Consider the following 26158-nt stretch of genomic DNA (forward strand, 5'->3'; position numbering starts at 1 on the left):
TTGCTCTTACGAGTAATAATCCAACAAAAAGGCATCCGAATGGGCTCATTCGAATGCCTTTTGTCTACAATCTGAAGCCTAAATCACAGGATGATTTAGGCTTTTTTATTATTTCCTATATTGTTCTGTAGTAACCGATTAATGGACTGCCTGAATTAAGTCTTATTATCTCATAATTTTCGGCTTTTCCCGCCCGACTTGATGATAATATTCACGCCATTTACATCGGCGCTATCAATGTGGTTTTTCATTTTCGAAACATCAATATCGGCCTCAATCTCCACTCGGTTACTTTCTTTCCCATCAAGCTTTACTGTGTAAGGAGCATTAACGTTCATCAGGGTTAAGAATTCGTCGTCATATGTATCGTAAAATTCAATGGTAAAGCCAACGGGCTTGCTGCTGTAGTTTTCAAATGGAAGTACACATTCGCCGTGCAATGTTTTTTCACCCGCTATTTCAAAATGGCACCGGCCTTCATTATGATTATAGGCAACCGAGTAAATGCCTGTTGCAAAGTATTTTTGAATAGAAGCAGCCAGAAAAGTTGGGATAAAACTCACCGCCAAAAAGGCAATAACTATAAATCTTGTTTTATATTTTTTCAATGATTTCGAAAGAAAATAAAGGCTCAAGATAAATAATATAAATAGAGAAATGCCAAAATAATGCAGGCCATTTGCGGACCTTACAGGAATATGTAGCTTTGATGCAAGGGTTTCGCCAAGGGGACTTTGATCTGGGAAAGGAAGGTTCAAAATGATTACGGCTAAATATAGAATAATAGAAATAGATAAGGACTTTTTATCCTTGATCAAAGGGACCACTCTTTTCTATAAGTTCTTACCTTAAGTTTACCATCAACTCTTACATTTTTGGGAAAATTTAATAATTCTATTTTTAATTTAGAACATTATGGTTTGTTTAGTTGGTTTGCTTGGATATTCTATAAACCTTTAAGGCTAAACTAATCATAAAAAGTTCAAAAGGAGTTTTTAAAAATGTCAACAAACCTATATGCAAAAGAAAACACTCAAAACCTAGCTCAATTAAAAGATTTAGCACCAGAACAATTAAAAGCTTTTAACGCTTTTAATGCCGCAGTATTTAAAGAAGGTGCTCTTACTGTTAAAGAGAAAGAAATCATTGCTGTGGCAATTGCTCATGTTACTCAGTGTCCGTATTGCATTGATGCTCATACAAGGAAGGCAAAAAGCGCAGGAGCGTCACTAGAAGAATTAGTTGAAGCTGCATTTGTTGCTGCGGCTGTGGAAGCAGGTGGTGCGGTCACCCATAGTACACATGTACATAATGCAAAAAATGCAGATGCATCAGACGTTCTTTATGCCCGTTCCAATTTGAAAAATTTAAGCAAGCTTGGTAAATTTGCTCATGTAGGATTCAGAGGCTATACAGCGTTTAGTGCAGCCGCCACTAAAGAAGGCAAACTCACTGCTAAATTTAAAGAAATAATTGCAACTGCTTCTGGGGTGGCCAGTCAATGTCCATATTGCATTGACGTACATACGAAAAAAGCCGAACAACTCGGTGCAACAAGCGAGGAACTCGCAGAAGCTATTATGGTTACTTCCGCATTACGTGCTGGCGGTTCCTATGTTCATATGGCTAATATGATTCAAAGTTATCAAGACTGAGGTTGTTATATTATTTCTTTCTAAAAACAGGAAATTATACGAATATCCTGAGAGATAATGACCTCATAAGGGTACTAAGCGAGATCAGTCAGCGATATTATGGCAGCTCATCCAAGCAACTTCGACATAAAAAACGGCCTAGATGCTAAGCCGTTTTTTTCCTATTATTTTATTTGTGATGTGCCCAATGCTCAGGAGTCTTTATTGCGGCAGGCAATTTCGTGTGACGGTCGCCCTTTGCTGCGTTCACTTGTGCCTGCGTAAGAAAGATACTCCCTGTCAGATTTGCTCCGCTTAGGTCGGCATCCCTCATGTCTGCTCCAATAAAATCGACTCCCCTAAGGTCCGATTCTCGAAGATCGGCTGCGATTAACAAAGCCCCCCTTAAATTTGCTCCTCTCAGGTCAGCACCTCTAAGCTTTGCCCCAATCAAGTCACTGCCTTTGCGGATTTTGTTGCTATTTTTTCCAGGTAAAATCTTTGCGCGGACTAGTTCACTTGTACGTAAAAATAACGTATTTACCTTTGACCGGTGTGATGGTACATCAAGGTTCAAGATTTCCTTCGGGGTTAAATTGGTCAAGCTTTCTGTTTCTTCAAAAGCCTCATGCAGTTCATGATGAATGACTTTCGCTTCTTCATAACTCATTGCCTCATTTAAGTAATAAAGCATTTCATGAAGTTGATGCATAATTGGAAACACATTAAACATTTCTTTAGCTGACTCCGGGCTCTCGCGCCAATCTTTGCCTCCATATGTAAGTTGAGAAACCTGTTGACCTGCACCAAAGCATTCATAAGCGGAACAACCGCGGAAACCTTTATCTCTAAGATTTTGATGGATCTTGCAGCGAAAATCGGATTGCAAGTTCTTGCAAGGAGTACCGCTTTCTTTATCAATCGCAAAATCAGCCGACTTGGCATAAGGCAGCCCCACACAGCACAATGCAAAGCATTTTTCACAGTCGGCCTTTAAATTTTTTAAAATTACACTCTGATTAGGCAACCCTTACACGTCCTTTTAAAATAAAAAAATACTATTTCCAATTCGATTATTTATTCAGAAATTCCTTTGTCAATTAGTAAAAAATATTTAAAACAACAAAACCCCCTGCCAGCTTTTAGCAGGGTAATTAGTATTTTACCGCTCGTGGACCTTTTCCCCTTGGACCCAAACTTCGCGAATGTTTTCCGGCCGAGCAAGGTACATGATTTTTTGGAAAATATCATGCAAATTTTCTTCAGCATTATAGAGTGGCAGCCGGGCCGTCTCTAAGGTCGTATCGATGATTTGGACGTCCCAGGCATAGTTTTCCTCAAGGCGGCCGATTGGGAGAGACAGGCTTTCTCCACCGCCTGCAGTGGCCAGATAGAATGCTTCATCAATGGTGATACGGGAATTCGGGACTCCTCGTTCTTTAGCCGGAAGAACCGGATTCACTCCATCTTCGAGCATCCTTGAGGACATCACGGCTTGCCTGACATTGTCGAAGAGGCTTGGTGAGAATCCTCCAGAAATATCCGAACCCACCCCAATCTCAACCCCTTTTTCCTGAAAGCGGGCAATTGGAATGACACTGTTGGCGAAGTAAGCATTAGATATAGGGCAATGAGCGATTGCCGTCCCTGTTTCCGCGAATAACCCTGCATCGTCATCACTTAAAAAATTACAATGTGCCATGACTGACTTTTCGCGCAACAGGCCGAAATCATTTAAGGCAAACGCATCGTTTTTACCGAAGCGATCCTGCACATACCCATGCGCCCAATCGCTTTCACTGCAGTGCGACTGGACATGTGCATCGTACTTAGCCGCCAATTCACCTAAACCTTTTAGAGTTTCGTCAGTACAGCTTGGAATAAAGCGCGGTGTCACCACTGGGTATACCCCCTGTTTCGCCCGCTTCGCCACTTCTTTTACCGATTTGATAAATTCCTCTGTATCTTCCAAGGCAGTTGCTGTGTCCGAGTCCCGATAATATTCCGGTGTCTGGTCAGGGTTATCCATGACCACTTTCCCGACTAAGCCACGCTGCCCTTTTTCCGCACATATTTCTGCCAGCAGGACGCTTGCTTCTTTATGTACAGTTGCGAAGTAAAGGGCCGTGGTTGTGCCGTTTGCAAGCAAGGTGCTGACAACGTCCTGGTATACCTTTTTCGCAAAATCTAAATCTGAAAATTTTGCCTCAATCGGGAAGGTGTATGTGTTAAGCCATTCATAGAGCGGGATATCTAGCGCCGTTCCAGATTGAGCCCACTGCGGCGCGTGCACGTGCAAATCGACGAAGCCTGGCAGGATGTATTGTCCTTCGGCTAAAGGATGAAAGTTTGCTCCGCCTTGATGTTCTGATAATAAATTTTGATAGTTTTGATCGTCAGGAGAGACAACCTTTTCAATGGCTCCGTCATCGTTAACGAAGAACAGATGATCTTTTAAAATTTGTACTTCTTTTGGGGACTTGCTTGAAAAAGCAGTCCCTTGGAAAATCTGTGAATATTTCTTCATGTTTGTCCGTCCTTTTATTGTTTACATAGATTCTAACTGGTTTAGAAATTAGCATAATCAATATAAAATTGCAAAGAATACATGTAAATACGGTCAAGGGGAACCAGTTAATGAAATTTTTGGGGAATGGAAAAAAGAATTTTGATTTTCCAAGTAAACAATTAAATGAATCGTTGGATACGTTACCGGAAATTCCTCTTGATTCGGAGTTAAATAGAAATATCGAAATACTAAAGTCGGCTTATAAAGATTGCTCTGATGTGGTATTTCGTGAATTTCGTATCGCTGGCAGTGTCAATGCCGTTCTTCTTTACATTGATGGCCTTTCGAATACGGAAGAGGTCGACCAGCATGTGTTAATGCCTCTGTTACGAATAAAAGACCTTGATTACAGCTCCATATTGGAGAGCACGAAAAAGGAAATATCCGTTTCCGGCCTCAAGGAAATTCACTCAATTCCTGATGTTTTTAAACAAATTTCAATTGGCAACCCAATTATTCTAATTGAAAAACAAACGAAGGGAATATCGATTGGCCTGCCGAAGTGGGAAAAACGCAGCATTAAGGAACCAGACGCCGAATCTGTCATTCGTGGCCCTAGAGAAGGTTTTATTGAAACTTTACGAGTGAACACCTCCCTGTTACGGAGGAAAATTCGTCATCCATTATTAAAAATGAAACAAATGGATATTGGCGGCTACACCGAAACACAAGTCATCGTAGCTTTTATCGAAGGAATTGCTGACAGCACTTTAGTTGATGAGGTGACCAATAGATTAAAGCAAATCAAAATTGATGGTATTTTAGAAAGCGGATATATTGAGGAGTTGATTCAAGATTATCCATTTTCGCCTTTTCCGCAGCTTTTAACAACGGAACGCCCGGATGTCGCCGCTGCCTGCCTTTTAGAAGGACGTGTTGTTATTTTGATTGACGGCACCCCCATCACCCTGATTGCTCCTTGTACGTTTGCAAGTCTCTTGCAGGCACCTGAAGATTATTATAATCAATTTTACATTAGTACCTTTATCCGTTGGCTGCGCTATATCTTCTTTTTTATCGCTTTACTGGCACCATCGGCGTATGTGGCCATCTTAACGTTTCATCAGGAAATGCTTCCAACCTCTTTGCTTCTAACAATCGCCGAAAGCCGTGAACAAATCCCCTTTCCAGCCTTAGTGGAGGCATTTATTATGGAAATCACTTTTGAGGCGCTAAGGGAAGCCGGCGTGAGGCTGCCAAAACAAGTCGGGGCGGCTGTCAGTATTGTCGGAGCGCTCGTCATCGGACAAGCAGCGACGGCAGCCGGACTGGTCTCGTCACCGATGGTCATGGTGGTCGCCATCACAGGAGTTGCCTCGTTTTTAATGCCAAGATATGCGACTGGCATTTCGATTCGGATTCTCCGCTTTCCGATCATGATTTTATCCGGCATGCTGGGGTTATTAGGTGTTATGCTCGGGATCACAGCGATTGTCGCCCATATGTGTACGCTCAAATCCTTTGGTGTACCCTATTTCAATTCAGCAGCACCGCTTAAGATACACAATTTGAAGGATGTCCTCATTCGGGCTCCATGGTGGGCCATGAATACTCGTCCTGACTTTTTTTCACAAGATATTAGTTACTTAAGGCGTGAGTCCAGTACCCAAAAGCCTGGTCCAAGCAAAGGTGGCGACGGAGGTTGAGATGTAAATTTCGAGAAAAAAGGAAGCTATTCACTTTATTCCTGCTGTTTGGCCTCACCTCGATTGTTCTGACAGGATGTTGGGATCGTGCTGAGGTAAATGATTTGGCGCTTATTTTGGCGGCTGGTGTGGATAAAAGCAAAAGCGAGAATATAGAACTTTCTGCCCTTATTTTTATTCCAAGCCCCAAACAAAGCGGACAAGAAACCGGGATGTCGGGCGGAAGCAGCAGCGGCCGGTCGTTTGTGAGATCAGCTGAAGGAGAAACCATTGCAGATGCGATGGCACGGCTTCAGGAATCACTCACGAGGGAGATTTTTTGGGGGCAAAATGAAGTACTTTTGATTGGCGAAAAGTTAGCTAAGGAAGGAATAAGCGATCAGATTGATTTTTGGATGCGGCACTCGGAACCACGGATTCGTGCCGACGTGTTTGTTTCAAATGGTGAGGCGAAGACTGTATTGAAGGCCATGCCTGAACTGGAACAGGACGCAGCCAAACAGCTGCGCAAAATCGTGAAAACCCATATAGGGGTGAAAGTAACGGTGAAGGATTTATCGCAGATGCTTTCCGGTGCATCCGGTGCAGCAGTGCTGCCATGGGTTGTAAACCTGCCCCACTCGCAAATGGATACAACGAAAAAAACCATTCCGATCATTAGCGGAGCAGCCATATTCAAGCAAGGCAAACTGGCAGGAATCTTAAGTGATAAGGAAACAAGGGGCATTCTTTGGACAAGAAATGAAATGAAACACGGCGTCATTACAATCTCTTTTAAAAACGAAAAAGGCTTCATCTCCTTAAATCTTTTGAGAAGCAAAACGGAATTGACCCCAACCATCAAAAGCGGCAAGTGGCGTATGCACATCAAAACAATGGCGGACCTAGAAGTCATTCAAAATACGACAAAACGAAACTTATTCGATCCAAAGATTATAAAAGAAGCCCAGGAGAAGGTTGTTTTGGAAGTTGAACAAAGAGAGCGGTTGGCTTTTTCGGAAGTACAGAAAAAATTAAATGCCGATATTTTTGGGTTTGCTGAAGAATTCGAGAGAAAGTATCCACAAATATGGAAACAAAAGAAGGCTGAATGGAATGAAATTTTCCCGAAAGTAGCCGTTACCTTTGACACGAAGGTAAAGATTGAAAGAACCGGTTTGGGAACTGCGAAACATAACTGAGGTGAAGAGCGATGAAGGTTGGAAGGATATTAGGGGTAACAGTTATACTCGTGCTTATCCTTTTATTCCAATGGCCCAAGTTGAAGAAAAATGAGAGAAAGGTGAAAATAGCCTTTTTTTCATTGATGGTGGTGAACTGGGGCCTAGCTGTTTTACTTGTCTTCTTTCCTGAAATGCCGGGACCTGGGCAATTCATAGATTTTCTCTATAAGTCCTTTAAACCGTTTTGGTAATAGACTCCTTTTAGAAAAGGAATGAACAAATATGATTGAAAAAGGTAGAATTTCCTACTTGGAGCTAGCCTTAATAATGTATGCAACTGTTGTCGCAACAGCCATTCTTTATATTCCATATGTAACAGCACAGCATGCAAAGCGTGACTTGTGGCTGTCTCCGATTTGGGGTTCTTTTAGCGGCTTTCTCATCGTCTTGATTATTGTCAAGCTTTCAAAGCTTTTTCCTGGGAAAACACTCATTGAATATTGTGATCTTATTCTTGGCCGTGCCTTTGGAAAGATCATTGCGTTCATTTACTTGTTCTTTCTATTACATGATACGGCAATCGCTTTTAGGGAATACGGTGAGTTCATTGAAAGTGCCTTTTTACATAAAACGCCCATGATTTTTGTGACAGCCAGTATTGCCCTTTCCTGCGCCATTGCTGTTCATGGCGGGATTGAAACGGTTGGACGATGTGCTTTAATTTTTTTGCCCATTGTTGTGGCTCTCTATGTACTGATTTATGTTTTTCTAATTCCTGACTTGAATGTGAAAAATATTTTTCCAATCATGCAAGATGGGGTGATGCCTTCCTTTAAAGGTTCCCTTGCACCACACGCCTGGTTAAGCCAATTTTCATTGATGTCGTTCCTCATTCCTTTATTATCGAATCAACAAAAGGTCATGAAATGGGGAATGTTTTCAGTGATTGCCAGTGTCTTGACCATGATATTTATTAATCTGGGAAACCTTTTTTTATTTGGGGGAATTATTTCAAACCTGCAGTTCCCTGTGTTTGAGGCTGCAAGATTCATTAGTATTGGTTCTTTTTTTGAACATATCGAGTCCGTTCTCATCGCCGTTTGGGTTCTTGGTGGTTTCGTACAGCTTTCCTCTTTTTTCTATATGCTCGTTCTTGGTACTTCCCAATGGCTGACATTGCCTAGTTATAAACCATTTGTTTTGCCAATTGGTTTTTTAATTATTCTATTTTCAATCTGGTCCATCCCGTCGTTTGAGGACATGATTCGGGGGATGGGTACAACCGTGCCTTATTATTTTCTAACGGTTCAGCTGCTGATACCCATTTTCCTTTTGTGCGTGGCAGTAATACGCAGAAAAAGGGCGAAATCGGCCTCGATCTAATTTATTATGGAAAGCCACATAGGCAGCCAGCGTACCTTACTTTTTTTAACATCCCACACCCGTTTACAGCATACCGAACAGAAAATTCACCCGCTGATGTTTCGTTACAGCGGGTCCCAAGCTGGCACAAACACCCCATCGTACACTTCTATTATTTTTTTAACTGCAGCAGACCAAACAAGACAACGCCGCTCACCGGCAAACAATACTACCGCGCCAGCCACCCTCCGTCTACTGCTAAAATGTGACCATTCATGTAGTCAGAGGCTTTACTTGCTAAAAAGACAACAGCGCCCATCAGATCCGATGGGTCTGCCCAGCGGCCTGCAGGGATCCTGGAGAGAATTTCAGTGTTGCGCTTTTCATCCGCGCGAATGGCGGCAGTGTTATCAGTGACAATATATCCAGGAGCAATAGCATTGACCTGAATATTCTGTTCGGCCAATTCATTCGCAAAGGCTTTCGTCAGCCCGGCAACTGCATGCTTGCTTGCGGTGTAGGGAGGGACAAATTTTCCGCCCTGAAATGAGAGCATCGAAGCTATATTTATGATTTTTCCACTTTGCTGTTCTACCATCACTTTGGCGGCTTCCTGGCTTAACAAATACAAGGAATGAAGATTGACTTCCATAACCTTATCCCAATCTTCTTCCTTATACGAAAGAATGGGCGAACGCAGGATGGTTCCAGCATTATTGACTAAGATATCAATCCTTCCATAAGCTTTCAGACACTCCGCCGCGATTTTTTTAACCGCCTGCCGGTCACTTAAATCCGCCTGAAAAAATTCTGCCCTTTGCCCTGTACCAGCAATTAATGTCCTTGTTTCTTCCCAATCTCCACTCCTTGAAACAACAAAAAGGTCAGCACCTGCCTTGGCAAGTGCCACCGCATATGCTTGCCCTAATCCTTTGTTCGCACCTGTTACAATCGCCGTCTTCCCTTTAAGGCTGAAGTAATCCAGCGAAAATAAATCCAGCTGTTTTGTCATTCTATTTTACCTCCTAAAAAAGACCGTCCTGACCCACCCCCGACAAACAAAGCACGCCTGTTTGTCGAGGCCAAAATTCTCTTTATCGTAAATCTTCCATTTTTACATGATCCATATCACTATACGTGATATTTTCTCCGCACATTCCCCAGATAAAGGTGTAGTTGCTTGTGGCTGTTCCTGTATGGATGGACCAGCTTGGAGAGATGGCCGCCTGTTCATTTTTCATAACAAGATGTCTTGTTTCATCCGGTTTTCCCATAAAGTGAAAGACGCGGGTTTCGGGCTCCATATCGAAATATAAGTACACTTCCATCCGGCGTTCATGGGTATGGCATGGCATCGTATTCCATACACTACCAGGAGCAAGCATTGTTAAGCCCATTTGCAGCTGGCAGGACTCACAAACATTAGGATGAACGTATTGGTAAATTTTCCGCTCATTTAATGTTTCAGGGGCACCCATTTGCAGCGGATCAATTTTGTTAATATCAATCTTCACGGTCGGATACGTATGATGGGCCGGTGCCGAATTAATATAGAATTTCGCCGGATTGGCTGCATCCTTGGAACGGAATAACACTTCTTTCGTACCTTTTCCAACGTACAGGCCGTCACGCTGCTGCATTTCATATTCCTTCCCATCGAGTACCACAGAGCCTCCGCCGCCAATATTGATGATGCCAAGCTCACGGCGTTCTAAGAAATACTCCACACCTAATTCCTTATCGAGCTTAATGGTTAACTCTTTTTCAGCCGGTGTTACTCCGCCAAAAATCATCCTGTCAACATGCGTATAGGTTAAATGAACAAAACCCGCTTCAAACAAGGTTTCTACAAGGAATTCCCGACGCAATTCTTCCGTTGTATATTTTTTCATATCCTCCGGATGATGGGCATAACGTGTTTCCATTTTTCAAATCTCCTTTTGACCATTTTTCTCGAAGAGTTCCTTCATTTTTTTATTTCTTACCAGTACCTATTCCAGTCTTTCACAAGCCTGATTAATGCTTCAAAATAGTAGTAATCTCCCCAAATACAGCTTTCATCGACACCGTTGCCGCCTGGCTTAAAGTAGACGGCATGCTTTAAGATACCATTTGCCGGACTATCAATCTCTGTGGTGTAATTTTCATACAGTGACTGAACCATGGCTAGGGCTGCATTTTCATAGATTCTTTTGTCGGGATCTGTTAATGGCAAATGTTTTGCCAGTTCTAGCAGTCCGCAAACCGCAATAGCTGCGGCGGAGCTGTCACGCTCTTCATCCCCATTGGCAAAAAGTAAATCCCAGTAGCAGATATCATCTTCAGGAAGTCTCGCTAAATAGTAGTCTGTCAATTTTTTCGATAACTCAATTAGGTTCCAATCCTTCGTATAGCAATAGCTTAATGGGAATCCGTATATTCCCCATGCCTGACCGCGTGCCCAGCAGGAGTCATCCGAGTATCCTTGGTGGGTATTCCCATACAGCGGAGCCCCTGTCTCGGGGTCCATATAAAATGTATGGAAGGTTGAGTCATCCTGCCTGACGATATATTTTGCCGCTTGCTTAATATGAGACTCTGCCACTTCACGGTAAACGGGCTTCCCTGTCACCTCTGAAGCCCAGTAAAGTAGTGGAAGGTTCATATTGCAATCGATAATCATCCGGCCACGCTGTTTCGGGTCATGTAAGTTCCCCCACGCTTGGATAATCCCTGCTTTGTCATAATAGCGGGTGATTAAAAGGTCAGCCGCCTGAATGGCGGTTTCCTTTGCCTGTTCATTGCCTGTCAGCTTAAAGGCGCTGACGCAGGAAAGGGTGTATAAAAAACCAAGGTCATGGTGGTCAATCTCAATCCGCTTCTCGAGCCTTTCTTTAAAACTCTCCACCTGCTTTTCGGCCGCTATTCGGTATTTGTCATCTCCTATATATTCATAAGCAAGCCAGAGCATCCCCGTCCAAAAGCTCGCTGTCCACTCCACATTATCAATGGGCTGATAGACCTGATTGATACTGCTGGAATCAGGAAACTTATCTGTAAAAACGGCTAAATTTTGATCAATTTTCGCCAGTACATGCTCTATCGCTTGTTCTACAAATTCTCGGTCGACAGCTGGAGGATTTTCATATTTACTAATAGGCTGAATCATGGCCGTACTCTCTCTTTCTATGAATATCTTCAATTATTTCAATTAACTTTTGCGTTTCTTGCAAACTGACCGGCGGAATTCCGGTCTGGAAGAAGTCAATGATCTTCTCCAATAACCCAGCGTAGTATGGCTTCTCATCCTTCCAAAGCTCTGCACTTAAGGTATTGGAGGGTGTATGGGCAACGAAGCCGAATCGGCCATGCATATTGTAATCACCGCGGATGACAGCGCTGCGGCCCCCGTCATAGGTTAACCGGCACAGTTCATAGTGTTTAAACCTCTCCACCTCGACAGTTTGCACATTATTACCCATCATGGCAAAAGCCAGCTCAAGCATATGAATGCCGTACCAGAAATACCCCCGGATTCCCTCCTGCATTGGAAGCGGTCCGTATATGTAGGCAGATTGGATACTTGAATCCCTCACACTATTCATCGCTGTTACCAGCCCATCTGCATATCGTAAGGAGGATGAACTCATCACTTGAATTCGGTGCGTTTCAGCAACTTCCCTTATTTCCTTTACATCCTCGCTTGAGAGTGCAATCGGTTTGTCAATAAACACAGGGAGTCCGAATGGTGCGATCTTCTTGAGCCAATCAAGATGGGTACTGCCGTCAACAGCGGTAATCTATATGCCATCAAGTCCACTGCAAAACTCAGAGAGCTCTTCAACAAGTTCTACATCGTAATTGTCCCGCAATAGGGCGGTAAAATGCCCCACCCTATCTGCACTAATCGATAACTCCGGAGAGTAAAACGGGATGGCTTTGACCACTTTTGCTCCAGGTATATGGAACGGGTCGCTTTTATCGTTTAAAAGCTTTGTAAAAATTTCACAATGGGACGTATCAAGGCCAATCATTCCAATTTGCATGTAAACCTCTCCTATCAATAATCCCGTAACGAGCCTTACTGATTCTGATATTCGGCCAAAAAGTTTCTTACAAATTCATCATCATGCAGCTCCGGATACATTCGGTAGATTCTGTCTAATTCCTCCGCCTGCCCCGGGGATAAGACTTCATGATCAGACAGGCACCAATTGCCTTGAAGCAATCCTTGGCGCGCCAATACTTCGTTAATTCCAGCAATACAGCCTTTAAATTGATGGGCCGCATCAAAGAATACAGCATTCGTATCGGTAACAGCCTGGGCAAGGGTCAAATACTTCGCATCAATCGAACCGCCGCTCCGGACCTGCTTTAACTCCTCCAGCAGTTCCACCGCTTTTCTTGTCCAGACAGCCCAGTGACCAAGCAGCCCACCTGCAATTTCCTTGGTTACCACTTTTCCATCTACCGTAAATGAGTATTTCGTCAACAGATCAAGAACAATATTGTCATCATTGCCGGTATAAAGGGCAATTTCATCCCGTCTCGATGATTCACATACAGCCCTTACTACATCGAGCGTTTGATAGCGATTAAATGGAGCGATTTTAATGGCCATCACGTTTGGAATTTCGGCGAATTCCTTCCAAAAATCGTACGTAAAGATGCGTCCGCCAACAGATGGCTGTAAATAAAACCCAAACACAGGCATGATGTCGGCAACACGCCGCGTCCGTTCCAATAGTTCCACCTCGCTGAAGTTCGTCAGCCCTCCATTGCTCAAAAGCACCAAATCATAGCCAAGCGATTTAGCCAGTTCGGCTTCCTGAATGGCTTGTTCTGTCGGGCCGCAAACACCGGCAATTTTTAAAAACGGCCGGTCTAGCTTTGCCTTTGCCACTTCTTCGGCAGCCATTCTAAGAACTGGTTCTAACAGATTATGTTCAGGGTCACGAATTTCAAATTGGGTGGTATGAACTCCAACCGCAATCCCTCCAGCACCTGCCTGAATATAATAATGAGTCAGCCGTCGTTGTGCCGCTTCATCGAGTTCTCTTTTTTCATTCAGGGCAAGCGGGTGAGCCGGGATGGCAGCACCCTCATGCAGAAATTTCTTTAAAGCTGGGGAAAGCATGGTTAAAAGGCCCCCTTTCGCTCTTGGAAATGTGTCGGCTTGTTGCTTGTAACACCGTCGTTCTTCACCCATTCTGCAGTCCATTCAATCAATTGATTGATGGATACCCTCGGGTAACCAAACAGGCGGTGAGCCTTTCCGGAATTATTTAATAATGCGGTTGGCTGCTCTACTCCCGTAAAAATAGGCTGTTTATCTAATAGTTTGCCAAATTGCTTGGCAACCCAGCGAACCGGCAGCTGCTCAGGACCTGTTACGTTTAAAATCTGCGGCGGCACATCAGCAATAAGCAGCGAACGGATGGCGTATTCATTGGCATCCCCCTGCCAAATGACATTCACATGGCCCATCGACACATCGATTTCCCTGCCTTCATTAACAGCCCGGGCAATTTCCAGCAGTACGCCATATCTCATGTCAATCGCATAGTTCAACCGGAAAATCGTCAACGGTGTATTGTCACGGTGTGCAAAATGAGTGAAGATTCGCTCCCTTCCTAACGATGACTGACCATACTCTCCGACAGGGTTCACTGGGTGGGATTCATCACATCCGCCTTCTGAAACGGGAACCAGTGGATACACATTCCCCGTTGAAAAGGCCACAATCCTTGAGCCCTTGAATTTCTCAGCCACCCGGCCCGGTAGATAAGTGTTCATTGCCCATGTAAAATGTTCATTGCCCGTTGTGCCAAATTTATTTCCAGCCATATAGATAATATTTTTCTCATGGGGCAGTCTAGATAATTGCTCTTCATCCAATAAATCGCAGGCAATCGTCTCAATCCCGGCCATTTCTAGTTCCTCTTGTAAAGTACCGGACGAAAACCTTGAGACACCGATGACCTTTTTATCCACACCAGCTGCATCGATGGCTCGTTTGGCCATTTTCGCCAAGGTCGGGCCCATTTTTCCGCCTACACCAAGAATGAGGATATTTCCATCCAATTTCTTCATATCTTCAACCAAAGCTGCTGATGGCTCTGTCATTACATATTCAAGCTGTTCGACTGTCTTCATTAGGATTACCCCTTTACCTGTTAAAGTGATTTTTTGTAACCTGTACTTTACCTGTATACAATTCTAGTAAAATATAGACCACCTTTACCTCTTTTGAAGAGATAAAGGCAGCCCGCTATTTTTTAGTCAACTTTATTCTGGGAACGGTCCTGTTACAAGCACAGGAATCGGTTTTGAAGTGACGGTTACCCCGTTCAGCGTAACGGTTACCGTTATTTCTGTCCTACCAGGCTGTTTGGCAGTGATGGTTCCATCCTCACTGACTTCAGCCGCTTTCGGTTTACTAGATTCGTATTTGATCACTGCACCAGACAGTTCCTTTGTGGTGCGTCCTTTTTCCAGTAATGCTGTAAACTTAATGGACGTTTTGTCGCCCGGTTTCAGCCTTGCTTTTTCAACCTCTGCCTTTACCTCACTTAAGTTCACAACAAGATTTTGATCGCTGTACTTCATCAATTCACTGCCGTATTTAAAATAGAAATTTCCAAAGTCGTCCTGTGCCAATTTTTCTACGTTTCCTTCAAGAATCACGGATACTTCCTTGGTCGCTGCATCAATTTTAATGAATTTGCTTGTATAGGTTTTATCCGCAACATAGCCAATGAAAATAGATGCATACACATTGCCGTCTGTGCCAATCATCAAACGCGGATTGGAATGGGCATAGTCTGCTGTTGGAAACTTATCATCGCTATAGATTACCTTTTTTGTATCAGGGTCAAAGATAAACAGCGTTCCGAGTGCCATTCCCCAAAGGTTTCCGTCTGGACCCCAAATGAATGAAGTCAGCGTCTTTTTCCCTTCAACCGGAATGGTTTCATATTCGATTGTGTCTGTTGCCGTATCATAAATGGCCAGCTTGCCAGAGCCGCCGTCCATCGCACCACTACCCATATACAGTTTCCCATCACGGTAAAGAAGTGTATTGATGGAATGCTCCGGAATAATGTTGCGTTTGACATCGAATACTCCTGTCTCTGGGTTATAGATACTCAGCGCTCCGCCGGTTTTACCGGCAATCGGATAGGTTCCTATATAAAGCCTGTTTTCCTCCTCGACCCCAACCATCGCAACAGGGCGATCCTGATCCTGTCCAAGCTGTGCAAGACGCGGCGGATTTAACGGCTCGCTTGGATCAAGGCGATTCCAAGGCTATGCCGGGTCATATTCAAAAATGGAAGCACGAGGATAGACACCAAAATACACTTTGCCATTCAATGTCGCATATCCCTCTACCTGCCCAAGTGAAGAATAAAGCGTTGTTTTGTCCTGGGTCGGAGAGTAAACGCCTAATCCGCCTCCTGAGATAAAGCCTGAGCTAAGTATTTTTCCGTCGACACTCTTGCCGATATTGAACAGTTCGACAAATTGCGGCGGCAGTGGAAGTTCCGGTGTTTCTGTATAGCCTGTTTCCAAGTTATAGTAGAAGGCGCGTCCGCTGTTACCGGCCAATCCCACCAAAGTCACGCCAGGGAACTTTGGATCATTTAACTCCACATAGTGAAACGCAATCGCCGGTCCTTTTACATCAATGCCAAGCGAACCATATTGGCCAGTATTGACATCGTAAGCGTATAGGGACCATTGGCTTCCGCCATCCGGCTTTGGCTCATAATAGGTGTAGAACACGCGGCCATCTGGTGAAACCGGTGAAAATCCTCTTGTGTTATATTCAGGGTTGTTTTTGACAATTAAGGTGTTGTTTTCTGGGGTGTAAACATACATTACAGGACCCGGGTCGACACGGATAAACAGCTTGCCGGCAGTGTATTGAAGGTCATAAACAGAGGTCTTGCCGCCGAACCCTGTAATCAGCTTTTTTTCTCCCGTGGTCAGATTATAACTATACAGCTTCGCCACATCGGCACCGCCGACGTACAGTGTATTGCGTTCAGCATCGTAGGCCAATGAGCGGACATGCTGTTCCTTAGAAGCTGTCTTAAACGATGTTAAGACGGTTGCTTTATCTGTTGCCGGATCATATTCAAAAATGGATTGAGAATAGCCTGTGCCTCCATATACCTTTCCGTCTTTACCTGGGACAAGCACCCAAATGACGGTATCGGATGGAACCGGCTTGCCGATTGTCCGCATGGCCTGTGTATTTGGATCATACTGGAATAACGTCCCATTTGGTGTACTGCCAACATATACCTTGCCATCAGTGGCAACAGTAATCGCCCATGCGGCGGTTGCGTTGCTGCCATCAAGGGCTACTAACGGCTCCTGGTCGTAAATTTCCTTCGTTTTCACATCGCTGACAATAAATTGCGCCGGATCTCCCTGGGCCACCGTGTACATGACATCACGGCCAAGTTTATCTTTACCGTACGCTCCAGTCATGATGGTAAGACTAGTTGATTGAGGGCCAAGATTTGTAATCGTTCCCGGAGCTGTTGAAGTCGAAATTTTGGCTTCATCCGCATAAAACACGCCGACACTTTCGTTAGGTGTATAGAATGCCGCTTGAAAATAAGCTGCGTCCTTTGGTGCAGCAGCCGCCAGTCTTAGGCTGCTCCATTTCCCTGTTTCACTTACAGAGGAATCAACCAGGGCGCTGACCACTGACAGCAGGGTACCGTCCTGTTTAAAGAAACGAAGGTCGGCCTTGCCCCCTGCACCAGACTCCTTGAATACTTGAGCAGTCAGAACCACGTTCTCAAATGGTGCTGTTTTTACCGGATCGCTGATGGCACCGTAAGCACCAGATGTGGATTCATCCTTGATTAACAAACTGCTTTTTCCTTCAAAAACTTTTTCTTGGCTGCTGAATACCTTTTCTGCAGCACCATCGGGGTGCCAGCCGGGCATATTGCCGCTGTCATCGAGCTCAAATCCCCCGTTAACTAGAGACAACTGAGGCGGAGCGCCCGCTGCACCTGCAAATGAGTCAAAAGCTGGTGACAATATTGACAGAATAAGGCCCACAATAAGAATGACCGTAGAATAGGGACGAAACTTTTTCATTATTTCCTCCTTTTTAATGAGTTAGTTTTAATAGATTGATAGATTGCTGATTTCGCAGCATTGGCTCCTCAAGAAAATAGAGGAGTTCCTGTATCACTCCTCTATTTAATCATGGTGCTATTTATTTCCACTCTTTTTTCTTGTAGCCCTTTTCTTTAATCCCTTTATTCATTTCTTGTATGATTTCCTTACCGCCGCGGGCCATGTACTCATCTACAAGCTTATCCCAATCGGAAATCGGACGTTGACCGGCAATCATTTTCGCCTGCTCATTCATAATGAACTGCGTTAAATCTGTACCTTTTTCTTGCTCTGTTTTAGAAATGACGCCATTAGAAGGATTGACATAAAGCTTGTTGGCCTCAAACATATCCTGCAGGGAATTAACCAGGTTTTTCATAGGTTCAAGCTTGTAGTCATCCGCAAAACGAACCTTTCCACCCTCAGGTAAATGGCCGCGGTTGTCTAAGAAATAAGTAGACGGCGCTAAACCAGCAGTAGAGAATTCAGGAACACGTACTGGCGCTCCATTTTCCATTTTGTAACCGACGCCCTCTTTACCCCAGAAGAAATCAAAGTCTTTATTTTGCGGGGTCATTTCTTCTCTTGTATAGAACTTCTTACCGAAATCAACCAATTCAAGGGCACGATAAATTTTCCCTTCATCGTCAGCCATTTTGGCATTAAGTGCTAGAATACCAGAGTTACCTGAACCCATTGTAAAGCCAACAGAACCATCTGGTGCTTTAAATGGAGGAATGGCAACTAATTCAGCCTTAGGATTAAGGTCCAGTAGTCCTTGTAAATATGGTTCGGACATACCAGCTACACCGCCGATGAAAATTCCTGCTTTGCCCTTATAGAACTCAGCATTCGTATCCTGCCAGTTAAGAACCGCAAAATCTTTCGTCATTGCACCTTTTGCATATAAATCCGCAAAGAAGCCAATTAAATCTTTTCTTCCTTTAGAGATAATCCCAGGAATATAGTTTCCATCTTTATCTTGATGGTACCAGGCGCTGAAATCCCAATATGTTCCCATATTGAAGTTTGGATTGATGTTCTCGCCAATCGCGAGTCCATAAGTATCTTTCTTGCCGTTTTGATCTGGGTCATTCTCAGTAAAGGCGATTGCTACTTTTTTGAGCTCCTCATAGCTTGTCGGAACTTCTAAGCCAAGGTTATCAAGCCAATCTTTTCGGATAATCGGTGTGACTGGATACTCAGGCGTATAACGTGGAATTCCGTAAATTTTTCCATTCACTTTAAACGCATCGTAAATATGCTTTGGAATTTTCCCTAATGTTTCGTAATGCTTTAGATAATCATCTAAAGGAAGAAATGCTCCCTCTGAAGCCCATTGGTAAAATCTTGCATCATTCGCTGGGAAACCGACCAAATCAGGCATCGATCCTGAAGCTACGATGGCAGAAGATTTTTCTACGTAGTCACCTTGAGGTATAATTTCCGGCTTATAATCCACATTGAAGCGCTCATTGATCATATCAAGTCCGGGACTTGAAGCTGGAGGCGGATCGCCAAAGCGGAAGGTCATCCCTGTAATCGTATATTTTTTAGAATGATCAAATGGATCGACTTTCTTTGTTTCCTTTTCCTTTTCTTTATTGCTGGCTTGGTTCGTTTCTGACGAACATGCGGCTAGAAGTAGTGATGGTATTAACAGCATAGTGAGTGAAATCTTACCTATCTTCAACCTAATCCCCCCTGTAGTTTAATTTTTTTCTAAAGCGCTTACAGATGCCATAGAGCTGAGACTGCTTATCCCTTTACTGAACCCAGCATCACCCCTTTAGCAAAATGTTTTTGTAAGAATGGATAGACGACCAAAATCGGAAGTGTCGCCAGAAGAATGGCTGCCATTTGGATGGTTACCGGCGGCGGCAGTGTTTCGAGCATCATTTCATTTGCTCCCAAGGCTGCATTTGGTTCGTTAACAATGACGATTTGTCTTAATATAACCTGAATCGGCCATTTTGCCGGATCACTTAAATAAAGTACGCCAGTAAAGTAACTGTTCCAGTGGCCGACTGCATAAAACAATCCAAAGGCCGCCAATGATGGCTTCGATAACGGCAGGATAATCTTGCTGAAAATCTGGATCTCATTTGCCCCATCAATAATCGCAGCCTCCTTTAACTCATCAGGAATGCTCAAGAAAAACTGTCTCATAATGATCAGGTTAAATGGGCTGATGGCAACCGGAATAATCAAGGCCCAAAGGCTGTTAATCAACCCGGTAGCTTTGACAATCATATAGGTCGGAATCATTCCTGCCGAGAACAACAGGGTGAAAATGACCATCATCAGGATCGCTCGCTGGCCAATGACTGACCTTGTCAAGGCATAGCCCATCGTTGCTGTAAAGATTAGGTTAACCGCTGTACCAACCACCGTAATATAGATGGTGACAAGCAAAGAGTGGAGGAAGCGGTCGGAGCTTAAAATATACTCGTAGGCATCCGTTACCCATTCCTTCGGCCATAAGAGAAAGTCATTTTCCAAAAAGTCGCTTACCGATGAAAAAGAAACAGAAAACACATAGAAAAAAGGAAAGACCATCGTCAAAGCGATCAACACAAGGAGCAAAGCATTCATTTTATCAAAAATTTTAGAGCTTAACGTATTTCTGTCCATTCAATTTCCTCCTTTCCTTCCTAATACAGACCATCTTCACCAAATTTTTTCGCTAAACGATTGGCTGCTACAACCAGACAAAGCCCAACTATACCTTTAAATAATCCGACGGCTGTGGCAAAGCTGTAGTTTGCCTGTTGAATCCCTTTAAAATAAACAAATGTATCTAAGACATTCCCAGCATCCATATTAAACGGATTAAGCATTAGGAAGATCTGTTCAAACCCGGAGTCCATCACGTTTCCAAGGCGGAGGATCAGCAGGATAATGATGGTGCTTTTAATCGCTGGCAGGGTGATGTGCCAGATTTGTCTCCAGCGGTTGGCTCCATCGATTGCGGCTGCTTCATATAGTGACGGGTCAACCCCTGCAAGGGCTGCCAGGAAAATGATTGTCCCCCAGCCTGATTCCTTCCAGATGACCTGCAGAATGACAATCGGTTTAAAAAGGGTCGGGTCTGTTAAAAATTCAATCGGTTTCATCCCCATCGTGCCGACCAGAAACGCATTCAGGATTCCTTCGCTGCGGAGGAAAATAACCGTGATTCCGATTACCACAACCCAAGACAGGAAGTGTGGTAAATAAACAATCGACTGAACCACCCGCTTAAACACTTGATTTCTTAATTCATTCAGCATCAAGGCTAAAATGATGGAAATCGGAAAGGCGAAAAAGATTTGCAAAAACGAAATTTGCAGTGTATTCCAAATGACTCTAATAACCTCTGAATCTTCAAAAATCAATTTAAAGTATTTTAGTCCTACCCATGGGCTATCCATTAGTCCCCGAAACGCACTATAATCCTTAAAAGCGATGATAATTCCAAACATCGGTACGATTCGGTAAATTAAAAAGTACAGTATGCCTGGGAGAAGCAATAGGAGCAAATACTTGTCTTTCATTATTTTTTTGCCGATCCGGCTGAACTTACTTGTCTTTTCGGCGGTCGGGAAAGGCTCATCTATATCGACATTCACTGATTTCAACTCCATCCCCTCGTCTCCTTTCTGCATCACTCTCATCAAACTACATGTATATAACATGTATTTATAATAAGAATAATACATTCCTACTGGGTTTTCAATAAATTTTTAATCTTTTTCTAACTGTTCCAAATTATCGAATATCTTTAGAGATACGAACAATAAACAGTATGCAATCAAGCTGCCGCTGTAAAATGGCAGCATCCCCGGCACTCTAAAGACCAGATAATAGGGAAGGTAGAACGCGATGGCCAGCACAATCGCAAATAACGGCCGCGATAAGGTAAGCAGCACTGAATTTTTTACTGTCTGGAAAACGCGCTCATCATAATGCACATAGACAGGAAAGGCAAATAATAGAGAACAGATATAGACAGCGCCAATCAAAAAGGTAACATAGGTAAAAATCAAGCTGACCAGGTTGGAAAAACTGCGAAAAAAGCTTAAATCAAAATATAAAATCAGGCCCAGAATCACCCAGCAATAGCCAAACGCATTCCCCTTCAACATTTCGCTTTTATAAATTTTCCAGAAATAGGAGGCTGTTTTGATCTCCTCGTCCTTTTGCAGCCACTTCCTGACCACGGCAAACATCGCAATGGTCGCCGGGAAAAAGCCTGCAGCCAAAAGTCCAAGCAGACTCCCGCCAATCCATAGAAGGTTTACATAGGCAAGTCTCATCGCCCATTCCAAAAAATCATTCAATTTCCCTTTCCAACCTGTCAGCATCATGTATGTCCATCTCCTTTAAGCCAGCTAACGTTAATCCTGCTGAATAACTTGAACCACGGTCTCTCCTTTAGGTAAAACCAGTTCTAGAATCCCAGTTTTGCTATTTTCATATCTTTGATTGTTTACCAATACCACATCCGATTCCCTGCATGGAATCACAATGGCAGTCTCCTCCATCAGCTCCAGCCAATACTTTCGTTCCTGCCTGTCCCTTTCCATTCTTGCAGTTAGATTCTTATCAGACCTAAGATACCCTTTGCCATCAAAATCCAGCCGCGTACCATTGATGAGCACCCATTTTTTAGGCTGTTGAAGGCTGTGATTGAAACAAACCCATGCCTGTTCCCCATTCACCTGAAAATCGGTGTGTTCAGACGTCATCTGCTTGGATTCTTGGCTGTCGGCAAATAAGAGGTAATCGGTCACCCCATAGTCCTCCCTATCAACCTTTATACTAATTGTCCCGTAGTTTCTATCAACCTGATAATCTAATGGTTTATCTGCCAATCTCTTGTCGGCATGGGGAACAATGAGCGTCACGAGGAATTCTTCCTGAAGATTCCCACCCGGTTCGACAGCTATGTAGGTTCCGTATTCTTCCGCCCCCGGAAACTGCTCCAACGTTTTCTTCGTTTGTTCAGGATAACAATAATAAAGTGAAGCCCCCGCCTGTCCGCCGGCAATGATAACGTGATTGGAGTCAATAGACTCGTTCAGCTCGAGCTGCCTGCCTGCTGCAATGACGCTGGAGGTTGTATGAAATAAAAATGACACACGGTCCTCGGGATTAATTTTCCCTACACGATCCACAATCAGAAAATATCCCTGATCGATGTGCAGAATGGCCCGCTTCCACTGCTTTACCGCACCATTGTAGGCATCAGTGGCATCACCCGTACAGAAATCATAGGAAGGCGATAAATACCAATCAGCAATTCGGCTCCGCCCAAGCTCCGTCTGCCCGCCGCCATTAATTAGCATGGCATTATGGCCGACCGTCCCGGTTGTAAACGTGTTTCGCGGTCCGGGAACATAATCCTGATACCCCGGATTTGTCATTAACCACTCATCATGTACATGGAGGACAAAATTATTTTGGTCATAATGATTATGACCTTTAGCGGACCCGCTTGAAGCAAAGGCCAGCAGATGGCTTTCCTTGTCCCAGCCGTTCCGGAACGCGGCCCAGCCGATTGAAGGAATAACCTTTGAGTGTTGCTGATTGAAAAATTCACCTGGTGCAATCGGGTCTGGCATCCTTTTAGGATGTAACAGAACATGTGAATGATTGGTTTTTGCCTGTTGAAAATACCAGCTTGCAGCCGGATGCAGATTCCGCTGTGCCAGCATCCCCATCAAATAGCTAATATCCAAAGTGTAGAAGGAGTCTGAGAAGTTCACAAAGCTCTGCTTCTTGGCGTTGCCGAGCATATAAAGGAATAGCTCTGGCAAAAACGTTTGAAAATAATCATGACCAATCAATGAGGCATCGCCTGTTGCCCGGTTTAGTGCATCTGCCGCCATTAATATATGGCGAATCGCTACACTTGTATAAAGGAGGCCTTCAATTTCCGGACTCGTCAACCGGTCTTCCAGGTAGGCAAACAAATACTCATATGCATTGCTTAAATACTGGCCGACATCCTGTTCATCTGCAATCGATAAGGCGCCAATCAGCATGGCTACCCGTTTGGAGGCAATAATATTATGACTGTCCTGATTTTCAAAATCGATTTCAAACGGCTGCAGCCCATTAGCCAGGATTGCCTGCTGCAGGATGTTCCGTTCCTGCTCATTCAACAAAGAATAGATAGAATCATAGCCAATTGCGGCCGCTAACGTAAAGTGGGCATTGCTAAGGTTTCCCTCCGCTCCCCGGTTAGGAAACTCGTACCATCTCGTAAACTTGGCGAGGGCCAAAAGGTATTCTTTCACCTTATCCCCGTATTTCCGATCTTCAGTAAGCGCATAAGCTGTGGACAAAACGGTAATGCGCTCCTCAATTGCCCGCGAGTACATCGTCCAATAGGGAAAATCCACATATCCCGGCGCCTCTGGAAGCGGTGCCAACTGAACGAGCGGAAGGGTTACCGTGATTTGAAACTGAATGGACGGATAGTTCACCTTAAAGTCCGTTTCTGTTAAAAATTGATTCGCCTGTTCAAAAAATTCTTGCGAAATTTGTGAGTCTCTTACCTGTTTGAGTTCTGTTTCAGAGAATAATATCCGCGGATGATTTCTTACATTCCAGCTGTTTGGATGATTCATCGAAAAGCCCCTTTCCCACTAGATGTCATTGGACTACACCGTTCAGCTTTTCATTTAACAGTTTTTCAATCCGTTTGCAGGCATCTGCCGGTTTTTCCATATTAGACCACAGGAATTGCAATTCATTTTCGAGCAGTTCAATATCGGAATGGGTTAAATGCAAATCCCTGGTCGTATAAGCATAGGGGATAACCTCTTTAAAAGCGTTATAATTCTCCGGATGAATGCCCGGCTGCAGCAAATAATTATCCTCTGCCACCACCCGGAGCATCGGGATCGTGCACCCGTTTCGTTTTAGCGTTGTCTGTGCCTCCGTGCTCACCATGTAATTAATCAGGGCTTTGGCTGATTCCTTCATTTCGCTCTGATTATTGATTCCCAAAGAACCGCCGAGCAATATGGTTGCATTTTTTTTGTTCTTAGGGGCTGGCATAACATCCCATTTGATTTTATGGTCACGGAACTCATTCATAAAGAAATAGGTGGTCAGGATCATTGACGCCCGCTCGCGCATAAATAAATTCTCCGCCATATGATTGCTGCCATGGGAAAAGATAGGCGAAACCTTATTTTCATACATTAGATCCACACAAAAGGATAATGCTTCAATATTTTCCTTACTATTTAACAATGATTTACTGCGGGTTTCATCGAAAAACTTCCCGCCATTTTGCAGCATAAAGACAGGAAAACGGTTAGAGGAAGCCGAGAAACAAAAGCCGTACTGTTGAACGAGCTCATTTCCGCCTTCATCCTTCGTGCATTTTTTCGCAGAATCCAGTAAATCCTGCCAGCTCTCCAATTTGTATGGTTGCGGGATTTTAGCATCCGAAAACATTTTTTTGTTATAACAAATAATCACCGGAGAAAATAAGAATGGTGTCAGAATCGTCTCATGATTGACCGTGAACATTTCAAATAGCTTTGGATAACTATCTTTATCTGGCTGCAGGTGCTCTGGCACATACGGTTCGATCACATCTAATTTATCAATGGCCGCCAGCTGGCGGAAATGTAAATCGGACACCATAAATACATCCGGTCCCTGCCCGCGTTCAATCAATTGCGTTAAGGTATACACATAATCCGTCCCTGGGAAAAGCTGCAAATCGACTTTGACGAACGGGTTTAACTGTTCAAAACGCGCAATAATTTCTTCAATAATTTCAATTTCGTAAGAATCTGAGTACCAGCCAAGCGTGATGGTCTGCTTGGAGGTTTCTTCAGGAAGGGAAACACGGTTTCCTTTTCCAGGAATTTTTTCAATTAATCCTTCATCTACTAGCTCTGCAAGTGCTTTCCTGATGGAGACTCTACTTAAATCATATTCTTTACTTAAAGTGTTTTCCGGCAGGATAAATTCCCCGGGCTTGAGCCTGCCTGAAATGATTTCATCCTTTAATTCAGATAAGAATTTATAATATTTAACTTCGAATTCACTTCGTCTCTTCAACACCGCATACCGCTCCTATACAACTTGATGATTTAATATTAAATGAGGTGAATCGGTTTTGCAAAATACTATTTTTATGACTCTCTCAGTTTTCTGGATTTAGCTTTTCATCCAAAAACGTATAGGCTGACTGGCGGATTTCGCTTGGAAAATCATGGCCCTCATTCCCAATCAGGGCTTTAAACTGATGTTCAACATCTAAAATGGTATATAACTTGTCTATATCAGCTACAGCTTGTGCGGCCGGTTCCCAATGAGGGAAGATCCTATCCTTTTGGCCCATCCACAGGAAAAACGGCGTTGGCGCCACAAGTGCGGCAATTTCATTAAACTCAAAGGGCACTTCTTCTTTAGCCAGGAAATCGCTGACCTTGGGAATATGGGAGAACCAACTGCGTCTGCCCCAACGATCGCGTTCAGGGTCACCTGCAAACACAGCAAAGCCGCAGCTTGTGACAACAGCCTTCACGCGTTTATCGATTCCAGCCAAAAAGTAGGCATTATAGCCGCCAAGCGAATGACCAATCGCTCCGATTTTATGTACACTGGCTATTCTCTCCAGCAGCGAAACGCCGTACATATGATCCACAA

Annotated in this window: 23 protein-coding genes; 4 read left to right on the forward strand and 19 right to left on the reverse strand. The window is 43.8% G+C overall.

Annotation, left to right across the window (positions count from 1 at the left end; translation table 11 throughout):
- Positions 1-170 precede the first annotated feature (170 nt).
- A complete protein-coding gene (locus KHB02_RS25905) occupies positions 171-818 on the reverse strand; it encodes a hypothetical protein (RefSeq protein ID WP_213146342.1) in 648 nt (215 codons plus the stop codon).
- 183 nt (positions 819-1001) lie between these two features.
- Between KHB02_RS25905 and KHB02_RS25910 the strand changes: the two genes are divergently transcribed.
- On the forward strand, positions 1002-1655 hold the full coding sequence (locus KHB02_RS25910; protein ID WP_213146341.1) for a carboxymuconolactone decarboxylase family protein: 654 nt from the start codon (positions 1002-1004) through the stop codon (positions 1653-1655).
- Positions 1656-1824: 169 nt separating this feature from the next.
- Here KHB02_RS25910 and KHB02_RS25915 read toward each other — a convergent pair whose 3' ends face one another.
- Positions 1825-2661 carry a pentapeptide repeat-containing protein gene (locus KHB02_RS25915; protein ID WP_213146340.1) on the reverse strand — a complete coding sequence of 279 codons (837 nt, stop codon included), beginning with the start codon at positions 2659-2661 and terminating at the stop codon, positions 1825-1827.
- A 135-nt stretch (positions 2662-2796) separates the two neighbouring features.
- Entirely contained in the window at positions 2797-4161 is a 1365-nt protein-coding gene (guaD, locus tag KHB02_RS25920; protein WP_213146339.1) for a guanine deaminase, read from the reverse strand.
- 110 nt (positions 4162-4271) lie between these two features.
- On the opposite strand from guaD, the gene KHB02_RS25925 reads away from it, so the two are divergent.
- The 3 genes from KHB02_RS25925 to KHB02_RS25935 all read left to right on the forward strand — a co-directional run bounded on the left by KHB02_RS25925 (position 4272) and on the right by KHB02_RS25935 (position 8395).
- Positions 4272-5849 carry a spore germination protein gene (locus KHB02_RS25925; protein WP_213146338.1) on the forward strand — a complete coding sequence of 526 codons (1578 nt, stop codon included), beginning with the start codon at positions 4272-4274 and terminating at the stop codon, positions 5847-5849.
- On the forward strand, positions 5846-7030 hold the full coding sequence (locus tag KHB02_RS25930; RefSeq protein WP_213146337.1) for a Ger(x)C family spore germination protein: 1185 nt from the start codon (positions 5846-5848) through the stop codon (positions 7028-7030). The genes KHB02_RS25925 and KHB02_RS25930 overlap by 4 nt, the downstream gene beginning before the upstream one ends.
- 264 nt (positions 7031-7294) lie before the next feature.
- Positions 7295-8395: a GerAB/ArcD/ProY family transporter gene (locus KHB02_RS25935; RefSeq protein WP_213146336.1), complete on the forward strand. Its 1101-nt coding sequence runs from the start codon at positions 7295-7297 to the stop codon at positions 8393-8395.
- Positions 8396-8603: 208 nt separating this feature from the next.
- On the opposite strand, the gene kduD is transcribed toward KHB02_RS25935, so the two are convergent.
- From kduD to KHB02_RS26015, 16 genes are all read right to left on the reverse strand, one after another.
- Positions 8604-9386: a 2-dehydro-3-deoxy-D-gluconate 5-dehydrogenase KduD gene (gene kduD, locus KHB02_RS25940; RefSeq protein ID WP_213146335.1), complete on the reverse strand. Its 783-nt coding sequence runs from the start codon at positions 9384-9386 to the stop codon at positions 8604-8606.
- Positions 9387-9468: 82 nt separating this feature from the next.
- Positions 9469-10299 carry a 5-dehydro-4-deoxy-D-glucuronate isomerase gene (gene kduI / locus KHB02_RS25945; RefSeq protein WP_213146334.1) on the reverse strand — a complete coding sequence of 277 codons (831 nt, stop codon included), beginning with the start codon at positions 10297-10299 and terminating at the stop codon, positions 9469-9471.
- A 56-nt stretch (positions 10300-10355) separates the two neighbouring features.
- Positions 10356-11522 carry a glycoside hydrolase family 88 protein gene (locus KHB02_RS25950; RefSeq protein WP_213146333.1) on the reverse strand — a complete coding sequence of 389 codons (1167 nt, stop codon included), beginning with the start codon at positions 11520-11522 and terminating at the stop codon, positions 10356-10358.
- A complete protein-coding gene (locus KHB02_RS25955; RefSeq protein ID WP_213146332.1) occupies positions 11506-12087 on the reverse strand; it encodes a Gfo/Idh/MocA family oxidoreductase in 582 nt (193 codons plus the stop codon). The genes KHB02_RS25950 and KHB02_RS25955 overlap by 17 nt, the downstream gene beginning before the upstream one ends.
- Before the next feature lie 66 nt (positions 12088-12153).
- A complete protein-coding gene (locus KHB02_RS25960; protein WP_213146331.1) occupies positions 12154-12399 on the reverse strand; it encodes a hypothetical protein in 246 nt (81 codons plus the stop codon).
- 35 nt (positions 12400-12434) lie between these two features.
- Positions 12435-13490, reverse strand: coding sequence for a dihydrodipicolinate synthase family protein (locus KHB02_RS25965; protein ID WP_213146330.1), 1056 nt, complete (start codon positions 13488-13490; stop codon positions 12435-12437).
- 2 nt (positions 13491-13492) lie between these two features.
- The gene (locus KHB02_RS25970; protein WP_213146329.1) at positions 13493-14509 is read right to left on the reverse strand and encodes an NAD-dependent epimerase/dehydratase family protein; all 1017 of its coding nucleotides are present in this window, start codon (positions 14507-14509) and stop codon (positions 13493-13495) included.
- Between the two features lie 132 nt (positions 14510-14641).
- Positions 14642-15577: an Ig-like domain-containing protein gene (locus KHB02_RS25975; protein ID WP_241114096.1), complete on the reverse strand. Its 936-nt coding sequence runs from the start codon at positions 15575-15577 to the stop codon at positions 14642-14644.
- A gap of 84 nt (positions 15578-15661) precedes the next feature.
- The gene (locus KHB02_RS25980; RefSeq protein ID WP_241114097.1) at positions 15662-17476 is read right to left on the reverse strand and encodes a hypothetical protein; all 1815 of its coding nucleotides are present in this window, start codon (positions 17474-17476) and stop codon (positions 15662-15664) included.
- A 121-nt stretch (positions 17477-17597) separates the two neighbouring features.
- Entirely contained in the window at positions 17598-19190 is a 1593-nt protein-coding gene (locus KHB02_RS25985; protein WP_241114098.1) for an extracellular solute-binding protein, read from the reverse strand.
- 65 nt (positions 19191-19255) lie between these two features.
- A complete protein-coding gene (locus tag KHB02_RS25990; protein WP_213146328.1) occupies positions 19256-20131 on the reverse strand; it encodes a carbohydrate ABC transporter permease in 876 nt (291 codons plus the stop codon).
- Between the two features lie 20 nt (positions 20132-20151).
- Positions 20152-21123, reverse strand: coding sequence for an ABC transporter permease (locus tag KHB02_RS25995; protein WP_213146327.1), 972 nt, complete (start codon positions 21121-21123; stop codon positions 20152-20154).
- A 99-nt stretch (positions 21124-21222) separates the two neighbouring features.
- A complete protein-coding gene (locus KHB02_RS26000) occupies positions 21223-21846 on the reverse strand; it encodes a YesL family protein (protein WP_213146326.1) in 624 nt (207 codons plus the stop codon).
- Positions 21847-21876: 30 nt separating this feature from the next.
- A complete protein-coding gene (locus tag KHB02_RS26005; RefSeq protein ID WP_213146325.1) occupies positions 21877-24114 on the reverse strand; it encodes a heparinase II/III domain-containing protein in 2238 nt (745 codons plus the stop codon).
- Between the two features lie 25 nt (positions 24115-24139).
- Positions 24140-25570, reverse strand: a complete 1431-nt coding sequence (locus KHB02_RS26010; RefSeq protein WP_213146324.1) for an extracellular solute-binding protein — start codon at positions 25568-25570, stop codon at positions 24140-24142.
- 82 nt (positions 25571-25652) lie between these two features.
- Positions 25653-26158, reverse strand: a 506-nt coding sequence (locus tag KHB02_RS26015) for an alpha/beta hydrolase family protein (RefSeq protein WP_241114099.1), incomplete at its 5' end; no start/stop codon positions are given.

Origin of the sequence: Neobacillus citreus (assembly GCF_018343545.2) — a bacterium.
Lineage (GTDB): Bacteria > Bacillota > Bacilli > Bacillales > Cytobacillaceae > Neobacillus > Neobacillus citreus.